This is a genomic window from Streptomyces sp. NPDC088766, from assembly GCF_044750845.1.
Classification (GTDB): Bacteria; Actinomycetota; Actinomycetes; order Streptomycetales; family Streptomycetaceae; genus Streptomyces.
The window spans coordinates 184,220-196,651 of the sequence record NZ_JBIVKQ010000001.1 but is presented as its reverse complement, the minus strand read 5'-3'; the positions used below and the strand labels follow the sequence as shown (position 1 = coordinate 196,651).

At 74.3% G+C, this 12,432-nt stretch carries 10 protein-coding genes; 2 read left to right on the top strand and 8 right to left on the bottom strand.

Features of this window, described 5'->3' with window-relative positions:
- Nucleotides 1-87: 87 nt before the first annotated feature.
- The 5 genes from ACIP5W_RS00855 to ACIP5W_RS00835 form a co-directional block, all read right to left on the bottom strand.
- Nucleotides 88-1,608: an aldehyde dehydrogenase family protein gene (locus ACIP5W_RS00855; RefSeq protein ID WP_401464640.1), complete on the bottom strand. Its 1,521-nt coding sequence runs from the start codon at nucleotides 1,606-1,608 to the stop codon at nucleotides 88-90.
- A 256-nt stretch (nucleotides 1,609-1,864) separates the two neighbouring features.
- Nucleotides 1,865-2,854 (bottom strand): malate dehydrogenase, encoded by a 990-nt coding sequence (locus tag ACIP5W_RS00850; RefSeq protein ID WP_401464637.1) that lies wholly within the window; start codon nucleotides 2,852-2,854, stop codon nucleotides 1,865-1,867.
- A 386-nt stretch (nucleotides 2,855-3,240) separates the two neighbouring features.
- Nucleotides 3,241-4,077, bottom strand: a complete 837-nt coding sequence (locus ACIP5W_RS00845; RefSeq protein ID WP_401464634.1) for a DUF2690 domain-containing protein — start codon at nucleotides 4,075-4,077, stop codon at nucleotides 3,241-3,243.
- Nucleotides 4,078-4,342: 265 nt separating this feature from the next.
- Nucleotides 4,343-4,879, bottom strand: coding sequence for a DUF3017 domain-containing protein (locus ACIP5W_RS00840; RefSeq protein WP_401465614.1), 537 nt, complete (start codon nucleotides 4,877-4,879; stop codon nucleotides 4,343-4,345).
- 67 nt (nucleotides 4,880-4,946) lie between these two features.
- Nucleotides 4,947-5,801 (bottom strand): bifunctional methylenetetrahydrofolate dehydrogenase/methenyltetrahydrofolate cyclohydrolase, encoded by an 855-nt coding sequence (locus tag ACIP5W_RS00835; RefSeq protein ID WP_401464631.1) that lies wholly within the window; start codon nucleotides 5,799-5,801, stop codon nucleotides 4,947-4,949.
- A 281-nt stretch (nucleotides 5,802-6,082) separates the two neighbouring features.
- Between ACIP5W_RS00835 and ACIP5W_RS00830 the strand changes: the two genes are divergently transcribed.
- Nucleotides 6,083-6,724 (top strand): hypothetical protein, encoded by a 642-nt coding sequence (locus tag ACIP5W_RS00830; protein WP_401464628.1) that lies wholly within the window; start codon nucleotides 6,083-6,085, stop codon nucleotides 6,722-6,724.
- A 388-nt stretch (nucleotides 6,725-7,112) separates the two neighbouring features.
- On the opposite strand, the gene purH is transcribed toward ACIP5W_RS00830, so the two are convergent.
- Together purH and purN are read right to left on the bottom strand one after the other, a co-directional pair.
- Entirely contained in the window at nucleotides 7,113-8,684 is a 1,572-nt protein-coding gene (purH, locus tag ACIP5W_RS00825; RefSeq protein WP_401464625.1) for a bifunctional phosphoribosylaminoimidazolecarboxamide formyltransferase/IMP cyclohydrolase, read from the bottom strand.
- Nucleotides 8,681-9,310, bottom strand: a complete 630-nt coding sequence (purN, locus tag ACIP5W_RS00820) for a phosphoribosylglycinamide formyltransferase (protein ID WP_401464622.1) — start codon at nucleotides 9,308-9,310, stop codon at nucleotides 8,681-8,683. The genes purH and purN overlap by 4 nt, the downstream gene beginning before the upstream one ends.
- Nucleotides 9,311-9,644: 334 nt before the next feature.
- Here purN and ACIP5W_RS00815 point away from each other — a divergent pair, with 334 nt between their 5' ends.
- Complete coding sequence (locus ACIP5W_RS00815) at nucleotides 9,645-10,469, top strand: hypothetical protein (protein ID WP_401464619.1); 825 nt, start codon at nucleotides 9,645-9,647, stop codon at nucleotides 10,467-10,469.
- A gap of 454 nt (nucleotides 10,470-10,923) precedes the next feature.
- Here ACIP5W_RS00815 and ACIP5W_RS00810 read toward each other — a convergent pair whose 3' ends face one another.
- Nucleotides 10,924-12,384 carry a DUF6350 family protein gene (locus tag ACIP5W_RS00810; RefSeq protein WP_401465612.1) on the bottom strand — a complete coding sequence of 487 codons (1,461 nt, stop codon included), beginning with the start codon at nucleotides 12,382-12,384 and terminating at the stop codon, nucleotides 10,924-10,926.
- Nucleotides 12,385-12,432 lie beyond the last annotated feature (48 nt).

Here is a 12,432-nt window from a genome sequence, read left to right as displayed (position 1 = left end):
GGGCCGTGGGGCGGCCGGGCACGAGCGGGCCGGGAGTCGACCGGACGCGGGCGGGGTCGCGGGCGGGCCGGACGCGGGGGTCGCGGGTCAGCCCGCGAACCAGCGGACGGGCTTCGGCGCGAGGTTCTGGTAGACGTGCTTGGTCTCGCGGTACTCGGCGAGTCCGGCGGGGCCGAGTTCGCGGCCGACGCCGCTCCGGCCGAAGCCGCCCCACTCCGCCTGCGGGAGGTAGGGGTGGAAGTCGTTGATCCAGACGGTGCCGTGGCGGAGCCGGCCGGCGACCCGCCGCGCGCGGCCCGCGTCGGCGGTCCAGACGGCGCCCGCGAGCCCGTACTCGGTGTCGTTGGCCAGGGCGACCGCCTCGTCCTCGGTACGGAAGGTCTCGACGGTGAGGACCGGGCCGAAGACCTCCTCGCGGACGACGCGCATCTCGCGGTGGCAGTGGTCGAGGACGGTCGGCTCGTAGAAGTAGCCGTCCCGCGGCCGCTGCGGGCAGGGGTCGGGGCGCCTGCCGCCGGAGCGCAGCACGGCGCCCTCGGCGAGCGCCGACTCGACGTACGCCTCGACCTTCGCGCGCTGCTGCGCGGAGACGAGGGGGCCGCACTCGACGCCGTCCTCGGTGCCGCGGCCGAGGCGGATCCGCCCGGCCCGGCGGGCGAGTTCGGTGACGAAGCGGTCGCGGACGGACTCCTCGACGATGAGGCGGGCGCCCGCCGAGCAGACCTGGCCGCTGTGGATGAAGGCCGCGTTGAGGGCCTGGTCGACGGCGGTGTCGAAGCCCTCCTCGGTGGCGCAGGCGTCGGCGAAGACGACGTTGGGGTTCTTGCCGCCGAGTTCGAGGGCGACCTTCTTGACGCCGGGGGCGGCGGCCTGCGCGACCTTGGTGCCGCTGACCAGGCCGCCGGTGAAGGAGACCAGGTCGACGTCGGGGTGCTCGGCGAGGCGGGCGCCGACCGAGTGACCGGGGCCGGTGACGATGTTGGCGACGCCGTCGGGCAGGCCGGCCTCGGTGAGCAGGCCGATGAGCGCGACCGTCGTCAGCGGGGTGATCTCGCTGGGCTTGACCACGAAGGTGTTGCCGGCGGCGAGCGCCGGAGCGATCTTCCAACTGGCCTGCAGGAGAGGGTAGTTCCAGGGGGTGATCAGCGCGCACACGCCGACCGGTTCGTGGACGACGACGCTGTGGACGTCGGGCGAGCCCGCGTCGACGACCCGGCCGGGGGCCTCCGCGGCGACGAGGTCGGCGAAGTAGCGGAAGGCGTCGGCGACACAGTCGATGTCGACGCGGCCCTCCTCGACGGTCTTGCCCGCGTCCCGGCTCTCCAGCAGGCCGAGCTCTTCGCGGTCGCGTACGAGGAGCCCGGCGACGCGGCGCAGCAGCGCGGCGCGCTCGGCGGCGGGGGTGCGCGGCCAGTCTCCGTGGTCGAAGGCCTGCCGGGCCGCCGCCACCGCGAGATCGGTGTCCTTCTCGTCGCCCTCCGCGACCAGGGCGAACGGCAGGGCGTCCGCGGGGTCGAGGATCTCGCGCGTGGCACCGGAGACGGCATCACGCCATTCACCGCCCGCGCATATGGTCTTCCGTGCCTGGAGTTCTGTGCTGTCCGCCATGATCGGGGTTGCCTTCCGTGCCAGTTCCGTGACCCTGGGTGGCACCTGTGTCACCCGTCGGGACCGCAACCTCGTGCCCCCCGGTTTCGATTGCATGCGTGACCGGTGGCCGAAAGTGTGCCACGTCACTGAAAATGCGGACGGAGCGGGGCAAATCTCGCACAGTGTGGGCCCGGCACGGCCCCGGACGCACCGATCCCCGGGCGGCCGGTGCCGCCCGGGGATCGGGAAGTGCGGTGGTTCGGCGAGCCGTGGCTCAGATGAGGCCGAGCGCGCGGACCGCTTCGCGCTCCTCGGCCAGCTCCTGCACGGAGGCGTCGATGCGGGCGCGGGAGAACTCGTTGACGTCCAGGCCCTGGACGATCTCGTACGCGCCGTCCTTGGTGGTGACCGGGAAGGAGGAGATGAGGCCCTCCGGGACGCCGTAGGAACCGTCGGACGGGATGCCCATGGAGGCCCAGTCGCCCTCGGCGGTGCCGTTGACCCAGGTGTGGATGTGGTCGATGGCCGCGTTGGCGGCGGAGGCCGCGGAGGAGGCGCCGCGCGCCTCGATGATGGCCGCGCCGCGCTTGGCGACGGTCGGGATGAAGTCCTCGGCCAGCCACTTCTCGTCGTTCACGACCTCGGCGGCGTTCTTGCCGGCGATGGTGGCGTGGAAGATGTCCGGGTACTGGGTGGCGGAGTGGTTGCCCCAGATGGTCAGGCGCTTGATGTCGGCGACCGTGGAGCCCGTCTTCTTCGCGAGCTGGGTCAGCGCGCGGTTGTGGTCCAGGCGGGTCATCGCGGTGAAGCGCTCGGCCGGTACGTCCGGGGCGGCGGCCTGGGCGATCAGCGCGTTGGTGTTGGCCGGGTTGCCGACGACGAGGACCTTGATGTCGTCCGCGGCGTGGTCGTTGATGGCCTTGCCCTGGGGCTTGAAGATGCCGCCGTTGGCCTCCAGGAGGTCACCGCGCTCCATGCCCTTGGTGCGCGGGCGGGCGCCCACGAGGAGGGCGACGTTGGCGCCGTCGAAGGCGACGTTCGGGTCGTCGGTGATGTCGATGCCCTGAAGCAGCGGGAACGCGCAGTCGTCCAGCTCCATGGCGGTGCCCTCGGCGGCCTTCAGCGCGGGGGTGATCTCCAGCAGGCGCAGCTTGACCGGCACGTCCGCGCCGAGCAGCTGGCCGGAGGCGATGCGGAAGAGCAGTGCGTAACCGATCTGGCCGGCCGCGCCGGTGACGGTGACGTTCACGGGAGTGCGGGTCATGGCGTTCTCCGTATGACAGCTGGCGGTGGGGCGTCCCTGCCCCGGACGTTTGATCGATCTCTTGGCGTCAAGAGATCGACCAGCGGTCAGGCTATCGCGCTTGCGGGATGCCGTACGTCCGGGGCCGTGTGGCCCGTCCCACAGCGTGGTGTCCGGTCGCGGTCGCCGCACGGCGTCGCGGATTTCCCGGCCCGGGAGTGCGGGAGGCGGCCGCCGGTCCGGGAGAGGGGGGAACCGGGCGGCCGCCGGTGGGGGTGCCGGGTCGTGCCGGACTCCCGTGGGGGTACCGTTCGCGTGCCCGGGGTGGAGCGGGGTATGCCCGGGTGCGCCGGCTTCTTTCCCGGCCGGTTCCGGCGGCCGGTTCCGGCGGCCGGACCGGTCCCCGCCTACGTGCAGCCCCGCTGCCCCGAGGCCAGTTCGGCGCACGCGCGCAGCTCGCCCGGCTCCCTCACGGCCGCCATCGGGGTGTACGCGATCGTCTCGTCGTCGCCGGTGATGCCGCCGGTCCTGCTCGTCCCGCCCACGGTCGCCAGGACGGTGTCGCCCGGTACCGCCCCGGTGAGGCGGCCCCAGGCGGCGCCGCACGTGCCGCTGTAGCGGACCTCCAGCAGGGCCGCGCCGACGGTGACGCTGCGTGCCGTGGTGACGTGCTCGCCCGTGCACCCCATCTTCTCCGGGTCCTTGCCCGTGCAGCCGGGACCGGCGCACAGCACGCCCGGCGGCAGGCCGGGGGCGACGGAAGGGGCCGGTGTCCGGGCGGCGGTCCGGCCGCTGTCGGCGGGTCCGCCGTCGGTCAGGAGGAAGGCCCCCACGGCGACGGTCACCGCGCCGAGCGCGCCGGCCAGGAACACCGCCGGGCGCCGCGCGGGCCGCCCGGGGCCGGACCCCGGGGTCGTCACCGTGCGGGCGCGGGACAGCAGGACGGCCTCGGTGGCGTCGCCGTGGCGCAGTTCGGAGCGGCTCCAGGCCCGCTCGGCCAGTTCCCACAGGGTGATCAGCGGGACCGGGTCGGTGCCGGTGACCTCGGCCAGGGCGACGACCGCGCCCTTGGGGGCGAGGAGGCGGCCGTCGAGGTAGCGCTCCCAGGACGCCTCGCCGTAGCCGGTGCCGTCGGCGAGCGCGGCCGGGCTCGCACCGCTGCCGTCCGCGATCCGGCGCAGCCGCGTGACGAACTCCCGGACCTGCGGATCCAGTGCGTCCGGCAGATCCTTCCAGCGAGGCATCGGTCCCCCCCCTTCCACCGCCGTGTCCCCTCGCGGCCACGGTAGCGCCCGGCCGGACACCACGGCTCCCCCGGCGGGATCGGTTCCCGCTCCGGAGGTGACTGTGGCCGGGCGCGCACACGGTGGCGGAACGGTCACCGCTGTGCCACAGCCCGCGGCCGGGCGTTGAACGGCGCGCTCCCCGTGCGGCAGCGTGGAACACGACGGCGGCCCGTCCTTCTCGGGGGAGAGGACGGGCCGCCGTACGCGCGCGCAGGCGGGGCCGTCAGCCGTCGACCGTGAAGTGCAGGGTGTCCTTCAGGAAGGGGATCTGCAGCCACGGGCCGGGCTGGGCCATGAGCGCCAGCAGGACGATCGCCGCGCCCAGCACGCCGTACGTCGCGATGTCGGTGAACCGGGAGCGGACGGCGAGCATGCCGACGCCGGGCAGGAACCAGCGCAGGGCGGCGCCGCCGAGCAGGGCGGCGCCGATCAGGATCGTGCCGACGCGGAACTGGTCGAAGGCGGTCACCAGCAGGCCCAGGGCGACCAGGCCGAGGACGGCCAGGATCGGCCACTGCCGGGCGGGCGCGGGCGCGTCTTCGGGCGCGGCCCGGCCGCCGCCCTCGGGGCGGGCGGTGTCCCGCGTGAACAGGGGGAAGCGGCGCGTGACGCGGCGCGGGACGCCGTCGGCGTCGGGTGCGCTGACCGGGTCGCTGACGACGGGCTCCGCGAACACCCGCTCCTCGGCGGACCGGGCCGCCGCACCGCCGTCGGCGCGGTCCGCGGTGTCGGCGCGGTCCGTGGCGTCGGAGTGCTCCATGGCGCCGGTCGGGTCGCCTGCTTCGGTCCGGTCGCCGGCGTCGGTGCGTTCGGGGTGGTTCCCGCGGTCAGCCGACACTGCGCTCCGCCGCCTCGACCACGTTGACGAGCAGCTGGGCACGGGTCATCGGGCCGACGCCGCCCGGGTTCGGGGAGATCCAGCCGGCCACCTCGCGGACGTCCGGGTGGACGTCGCCCACGATCCTGCCCTCCGCGTTGCGGGAGACGCCCACGTCGAGGACGGCCGCGCCCGGCTTGACGTCCTCGGCGCGGATCAGGTGGGCCGAGCCCGCGGCGGCGACGATGATGTCCGCCCGCCTCAGATGCGCCGAGAGGTCGCGGGTGCCGGTGTGGCACTGGGTGACCGTGGCGTTCTCGCTGCGCCGGGTCAGCAGCAGCGGCATCGAGCGGCCGATGGTGACGCCGCGGCCGACGACCACGACCTCGGCGCCCTTGATCTCGACGCCGTGGCGGCGCAGCAGGGTCAGCACGCCGTTGGGGGTGCAGGGCAGCGGGGCGGGTTCGTTGAGGACGAGGCGGCCGAGGTTCATCGGGTGCAGGCCGTCGGCGTCCTTGGCGGGGTCCATCAGTTCGAGGACGCGGTTCTCGTCGATGCCCCTGGGCAGCGGGAGCTGCACGATGTAACCGGTGCAGTCCGGGTCCTCGTTCAGCTCGCGGACGACCGCCTCGATCTCCTCCTGCGTGGCCGTGCCGGGCAGTTCGCGCTGGATGGAGGCGATGCCCACCTCGGCGCAGTCACGGTGCTTGCCGGCGACGTACTTCTGGCTGCCGGGGTCGTCCCCGACGAGGATCGTGCCGAGGCCGGGCGTGACGCCCTTCTCCCTCAGCGCCGCCACTCGGGCGGTCAGGTCCGACTTGATCTCGGCTGCGGTGGCCTTGCCATCGAGAATCTGGGCGGTCATGGACCCATCCTCCCGGATGACGCCCTCCCGGTTCCAATCCGGGTGACCCCAGCGCCGGACGTCCCCGCCTGGCCGGTGCGACGACCGCTCCGGCGGTGATCCACCGAGTTGCACTTGCACAACGTCCCGGGTCACCGGCTGGACAACGAACCGGCGGTCGGCCGACGATTGACGTCCAGTGCCGCGGGCAGTACCGGGGGGACGCACCGCACCGTGGGATCTTCCTCCGCACGTGCCACGCGTCGTCCCCGCACCCGAGTGCACACGGAGGAAGGACCGCCATGAGCTTCGGCGAGCCGAACAACCCCTACGGGCCGCCGCCCCAGCAGCCCCCGGCCGCTCCCGGCTACGGCCACCCGCAGCAGCCGCCCGCCCCCGGTCACGGCGTCCCGCAGGCCCCGCCGTACCAGCAGCAGGCGTATCCGCAGCAGGCGTACCCGCAGTACCCGGGCGGCGACCCGTACTTCCAGGGCGGCCACCACCCCGGCGGCCCGGTGCAGATGCCGCGGCCGACCCGCGTCGCGCAGGTGCTGCTGGGGGTCATCGCGCTGGCCCACCTGATCATCGCGGGCTCGTACCTGTGGGTGCTGTCCCGGTGGGACGAGGAGATGCTGGAGGCCGGCGTGACCGGCGACCCGGACGTCGAGCGCTACGCCGACCTCGGCAAGGGTGTCGTGGTGTTCATGACGGGCCTGGCCACCGTGTTCGCGATCCTCGGCATCGTGCTGCTCCTCCAGTACGCCAAGGGCGGCAACGCCGTGCGCGTGTGCTCCATCGTGTACGGCTCGTTCGCCATCGTCACCGGCATCTTCATGCTGTCGGCCTGGGGCCTCGGCCTCATCCTCATCGCCGTCAGCATCCTGGTGATCGTCTTCTGCGCGAAGCGCGAGAGCGCGGGCTGGTTCCGCCGGCCGCGCCACTGACCCACCGGCCGGTCCCGCGGGGCGCCCGCACCGCTCGGCGGGGGCGCCCGTTCTGATCACCGGGGACGCCCGCCGTACCGCGCGCCGAACGGTTCGCGCCATTCACGCCCGAGGGCCGTGTCGGACCCGTCCGGAGGGGGACACGGCCCCGGCGCGTCGCCCTGCCCTGACTGCGGTAGCCGTCGGGCACGGGGAGACGCACCTTGTACAGCATCATCGTGGTACCTCCGCCGGCATCTGGGCCTTCGGGGTCCTCGCCCACAAGTGGGTGACCTCCGGCTCCTGCTCGCGGTGGCTGACCTGAGCCACCGGGCGCCGGCAGCGGAAGGCGGGCGGTCCGGCAGGGTGCCGGGCCGCCCGCCCCCGCGTCAGCGGCGGACCGTCGGCGTCAGTGGAAGAAGTGGCGCGTCCCCGTGAAGTACATGGTGACGCCCGCCTTCTTCGCGGCCTCGACGACCAGCTCGTCACGGACCGAACCGCCCGGCTGCACGACGGCCTTCACCCCGGCCTCGACGAGGATCTCCAGCCCGTCGGGGAAGGGGAAGAACGCGTCGGAGGCGGCGTACGACCCCTGCGCTCGCTCCGCGCCGGCCCGCTCGACGGCGAGCTTCGCGGAGTCCACCCGGTTGACCTGGCCCATGCCGACGCCGACCGAGGCGCCGTCCTTGGCGAGCAGGATCGCGTTGGACTTCACGGCCCGGCAGGCCTTCCAGGCGAAGGACAGCTCGGCCAGCTCGTCGGCGGCGAGCGCCTCACCCGTCGCCAGCGTCCAGTGGGCCGGGTCGTCGCCCTCGGCCTGGAGGCGGTCGGTGACCTGGAGGAGGGCGCCGCCGTCGACGGGCTTGACCTCGACCGGGTCGGCCGGGGCGCCCTCGGCCTTGAGCACCCGGATGTTCTTCTTCCTGGCGAGGACCTCCAGGGCCCCCTCCTCGTAGCCGGGCGCGACGATGACCTCGGTGAAGATCTCGGCGACCTGCTCCGCCATCTCCTTGGAGACCGGGCGGTTGACCGCGATGACGCCGCCGAACGCCGACAGCGGGTCGCACGCGTGCGCCTTGCGGTGCGCCTCGGCGACGTCCGCGCCGATCGCGATGCCGCAGGGGTTGGCGTGCTTGATGATCGCGACGCAGGGCTCGTCGTGGTCGTACGCGGCACGGCGGGCGGCGTCCGTGTCCGTGTAGTTGTTGTACGACATCTCCTTGCCGTGGAGCTGCTCCGCCTCGGCGAGGCCGCCGGTGCCGTCGACGTAGAGCGCCGCGCCCTGGTGCGGGTTCTCGCCGTAGCGCAGGGTGTTCTTGCGCGCGTAGGTGTGGCCCAGGAAGTCGGGGAAGCCGCTGTCGTCGACGGCCGCGTAGTCGTCGGCGAACCAGGAGGCGACGGCCACGTCGTAGGCGGCCGTGTGCTGGAAGGCCTCGGCGGCCAGCCGCTTGCGGGTGGCGAGGTCGAAGCCGCCGTCCTCGACCGCGGCGAGGACGGTGGCGTACCGCTCCGGGCTGGTGACCACGGCGACCGACGGGTGGTTCTTGGCCGCGGCGCGCACCATGGACGGCCCGCCGATGTCGATCTGCTCGACGCACTCGTCGGGCGAGGCTCCGGAGGCGACGGTCTCGCGGAACGGGTAGAGGTTCACGACGACGAGGTCGAACGGCTCGACGCCCAGCTCGGCGAGCTGGAGCCGGTGGTCCTCCAGCCGCAGGTCGGCGAGGATGCCGGCGTGCACGCGCGGGTGCAGGGTCTTGACGCGGCCGTCCAGGCACTCGGGGAAGCCGGTCAGCTCCTCGACCTTGGTGACGGGGACGCCGGCGGCGGCGATGCGGGAGGCCGTGGACCCGGTGGAGACGAGGGTGACACCGGCCTCGTGCAGCCCGCGGGCCAGCTCTTCGAGGCCGGTCTTGTCGTAGACGCTGACGAGCGCGCGACGGATCGGCCGCTGGGTGCTCTCGTTGCTCTCGGCGGTCACTGGATAACTACCTTTCGTCCCTCGATGCGATAGCCGTTGCGGGCGAGGCGCCCCACGACCTCGACGAGCAGCCTTCGCTCGACTTCCTTGATGCGCTCGTGCAGCGCGCTCTCGTCGTCCTCGTCCCGGACCTCCACCACGCCCTGCGCGATGATCGGGCCGGTGTCGACGCCGTCGTCGACGAAGTGGACGGTGCAGCCGGTCACCCGGGCGCCGTACGCGAGCGCGTCCCGCACTCCGTGGGCGCCCGGAAAACTGGGGAGCAGAGCGGGGTGGGTGTTGACGAACCGCCCACCGAACCGCGCCAGGAACTCCTTGCCGACGATCTTCATGAACCCGGCGGACACGACGAGGTCGGGCTCGTGGGCGGCGACGGCCTCCGCGAGGGCGGCGTCCCACTCCTCGCGGGTCCCGTAGTCCTTCACCTTGCGCACGAAGGTGGGGATCCCGGCCCGCTCGGCCCGCGCGAGCCCTTCGATGCCCTCCCGGTCCGCGCCGACGGCGACGATCTCGGCGCCGTACGCCTCGACACCGGTCGCGGCGATCTCGTCGAGCAGCGCCTGGAGATTCGTACCGGAACCGGAGACCAGCACGACGAGGCGCTTGGCCTCGGGCTTGGCGGCCACGATGGGGCCCTTTCTCGGGGGAGCGTCTGTCCGTCGGCCGACTCACGACGCCACGCCTGTGCATTCATACGAATGCTTCGCGCCCCGGGATACGGGGAAGTCTACGAAGCGGCCGACCGTCAGCAACGATACCGGCACACCGGACGGCCCCCGCGGGACGGGGGCGTGGCCGGAAGGTAGCGTCTGGGGCGAGCGGGCTCGGGAACGCGGTCGTCGTGCGGAGCGTTTCCCCTGTGACCGCTCACAACCGCTCACATCCGACAGCCGTATGCGGTCGCCTCGGCCAGCAAGCCGTGACCACCGTCGTGATCACTTAGGGGAAGACGCTCTCTTGATGCCGGACCGCAGCCTGCGACTCCTCACGCTCCCCCCGCAGTCACCGCAGGGAGGGGAGCGCGGCGCCGTGCTGCTGCGGGAGCGCCCAGCCACCCCGCCCGACGCGTCCACGGGCCGGGCGAACGGCCACGAGGGCTCCTCGTCGAAGAATTCCCCGCCGAGCGGCTCCTCACCGAACGCCTCCCCGCCCAGCGACTCCTCGCCGAGCGACGACAACCCCTTCGCCCCGCCGCCGGAAGGCACCCCCGACCGCCCGTGGCAGCCCCGCCGCCCGCCCCGGGGCGAGGGCGAGCCGCCGTCCGGGAACTCCCCCTGGGGCAGCCAGTGGAGCGACCGCCAGCCCGGCCGTTCCGGCGGCGGCTTCGGCGAGCGCCCCGGCGGCCCTCCCGAGGGCGGCGGCCCCGGCTCAGGCCCCACTCCCGGCCCGCGCTGGGACCCCACCGACCCGTCCCAGCGCCGCGCGCGCTACGCCGTCCTGTGCGGCATGTGGGCCTTCTTCTTCGCCCTCTTCGGCTGGCCCTACGTGGCACTCCTCCTCGGCGCACTGGCCCTCAACTGGGGCATCAGCGCGCTGCGCGCCAAGCCGCGCACCCCCGACCCGGACAACCCCCAGCCGCCCGCCCGCCCGCAGACCACGGCGGCCGTCAGCGGCATCGTCACCGCCTCCCTGGCCCTGGCCCTGGTGGCCCTCACCTTCACGGCCCAGCTGGTCTACAGCGACTACTACACCTGCACGAACGACGCCCTGACCAACGAGTCCAAGCAGGCCTGCAACGACCTCCTGCCGGAACAGCTGAGGAACGTCCTGGGCGGCAACAGCTAGGCAGCACGCCCCAGGGGCAGGGGCTGCGCCACCGAGGCCCTGGGCTCCGCCCCCGGGCCCCACGCCCACCCACCCCGGCCCGGCGGGCCGAAACCGCTCCGGCCGGGCGTTCCCTCCCGGCCGGGGCCGAGCATCCCGCACCCCCAGCGCCCACCCGCCGGGGAGGAGCGACGAACACCGGTCGGCACACGCAGCCCGCCCGAGGGCGCCCCTCCGGGAGAGCCTGAGGACGAGGCCCGTCCAGGGCCGTCAACCGGGGTCCGGGGGCAGGACGCCAGGAGCGGCGGCTCCCGGACAGTGAACTCCGATCGGCACACACAACCCGTCCGGGGATGCCCCCTCCGGGGGAGCCTGAGGACGAGGCCCGTCCAGGGCCGGCAGCAGGGGTCCGGGGGGCGACGGCCCCCGGGGTCTGGTCGGTAAGGGGCGGCGGGGCGAGAACACTCCCCGCCGTTCACGGCGTCCCGGTGCCTTCCTCGCGCTCGAAGTCGTACGGCTCGGCGTCCGCGCCGGATGCCTGCGCGGGCACGGCTCCCGGCAGCGGCACCGGTGCTGGTGCCGGCACCGGCAGCGGCACCGGCGTCCGCACAGACGCAGCCGCGCCCGTCACCTCGCCCCGCCCCCACCACCACCGCAGACCGAGTCCCACCGGCATCCCCACCCCCACCACCCACACCCACACCGCCACCCCCACCTGCCACCCCACCGGCCCGAACCGGGCCAGGGTCCCCACTCCCAACGGCCCCCCGGCCATACCCGCCAGCACGCCGAACCCCACCGCGCACAGCACCCCCGCCAGCCCCACCACTCCCACCGCCCGCTTCCAGGACCAGACCCGTCCGCCGGGCCGCACGGCACCCCGGCCCACGAACATCCCCACCGCACCCCCGCCCAGCAGCGCCACCACCGCCGCGGCCCAGTTCAGCACCCCGCCCGCCCCCGCCTCCGGCACCGCCGCGAGCAAGGGGAACGGCGGCAGCAGCGGAGCCGGATCGGAGGCCAACGGCGTCACCACGTGCCCGGTCCCCAGCACGAACCCGGGACCCACCGCGTACGCCGCCCCCCACACCGCCGCGTTCGGCACCAGCACCACGCACAGCAACAGCACCGCGAACCGCCCCGACCAGACCTCGGTCAGCTCCAGGAACGCCCCCCGCGCCGCCCCGAGGTGCCACACCGACGAGACCGCCACCAGCAAGGCACCGCCCCCCGCCAGCACCGCGGCCCCCGCCCCCGCCGCCCGCACGGCCACCGCCACCCGTTCCCGCCCCTCCGCCCCCAGCACCAGCCGCCGCGCCCCGCGCGGCAACAGCGCCAGTACACGCTCCACGGGCCCGCGGGGACGCCCGTACGCCGCCCACACCCCGGCCCCCGCCGCGACGGCCACGAGCACCGGCAGCGACACCCCGGCCCCGAGCAAGGAGGGCCGCAGGGCGCCACCGGCCGCGTACCCCGCGGCCGCCGCGGCGACGGCGAGGTATCCGAGGACCACCCCCGCCCACGCGGTCCGCGCGCCCACCAGGGGAGCGCCCTCCTCCCCGGTCCCGTCCACGGCGTCGCGCGCGGCGCGGTGCAGCAGCCACACCGGCAGGGCGAGCAGCAGCAGGGGGGTGACGCCGACCGGCGCGGGGACCCCGGAGAGGGTGTCGGCGCGGACCAGTTCCACCCCGTGCGCCAGCAGCCACAGCGCGGCCGCGACATGCAGCGCGCCACCGGGCCCGCTGTCCGGATAGGGCGAGCTGATCCACAGCACCGTCACCAGCACGGCGATCGAACCGAGCCCGAGCCCCGCGGCCAGCGCACCGCCGAGCAGTCCGGCGGCCAGTCCGGGGGAACGGTGGCGGGACCGGACGAGCCGGACGAGCCGGACGAGCCGGACGAGGAGGAGCGACAACGACGAACGACGGACGGTCATCTGGATCACGCCCGCCATGGTCCCAACGACACGCGCCTTCCCGTCGTA

Excerpts from the sequence above, each read along its gene's own strand:
- ACIP5W_RS00855 (WP_401464640.1), bottom strand. The coding sequence starts at position 1,608 with ATGGCGGACAGCACAGAACTCCAGGCACGGAAGACCATATGCGCGGGC.
- ACIP5W_RS00850 (WP_401464637.1), bottom strand. The coding sequence starts at position 2,854 with ATGACCCGCACTCCCGTGAACGTCACCGTCACCGGCGCGGCCGGCCAG.
- ACIP5W_RS00845 (WP_401464634.1), bottom strand. The coding sequence starts at position 4,077 with ATGCCTCGCTGGAAGGATCTGCCGGACGCACTGGATCCGCAGGTCCGG.
- ACIP5W_RS00840 (WP_401465614.1), bottom strand. The coding sequence starts at position 4,879 with ATGGAGCACTCCGACGCCACGGACCGCGCCGACACCGCGGACCGCGCC.
- ACIP5W_RS00835 (WP_401464631.1), bottom strand. The coding sequence starts at position 5,801 with ATGACCGCCCAGATTCTCGATGGCAAGGCCACCGCAGCCGAGATCAAG.
- ACIP5W_RS00830 (WP_401464628.1), top strand. The coding sequence starts at position 6,083 with ATGAGCTTCGGCGAGCCGAACAACCCCTACGGGCCGCCGCCCCAGCAG.
- ACIP5W_RS00815 (WP_401464619.1), top strand. The coding sequence starts at position 9,645 with ATGCCGGACCGCAGCCTGCGACTCCTCACGCTCCCCCCGCAGTCACCG.
- ACIP5W_RS00810 (WP_401465612.1), bottom strand. The coding sequence starts at position 12,384 with ATGACCGTCCGTCGTTCGTCGTTGTCGCTCCTCCTCGTCCGGCTCGTC.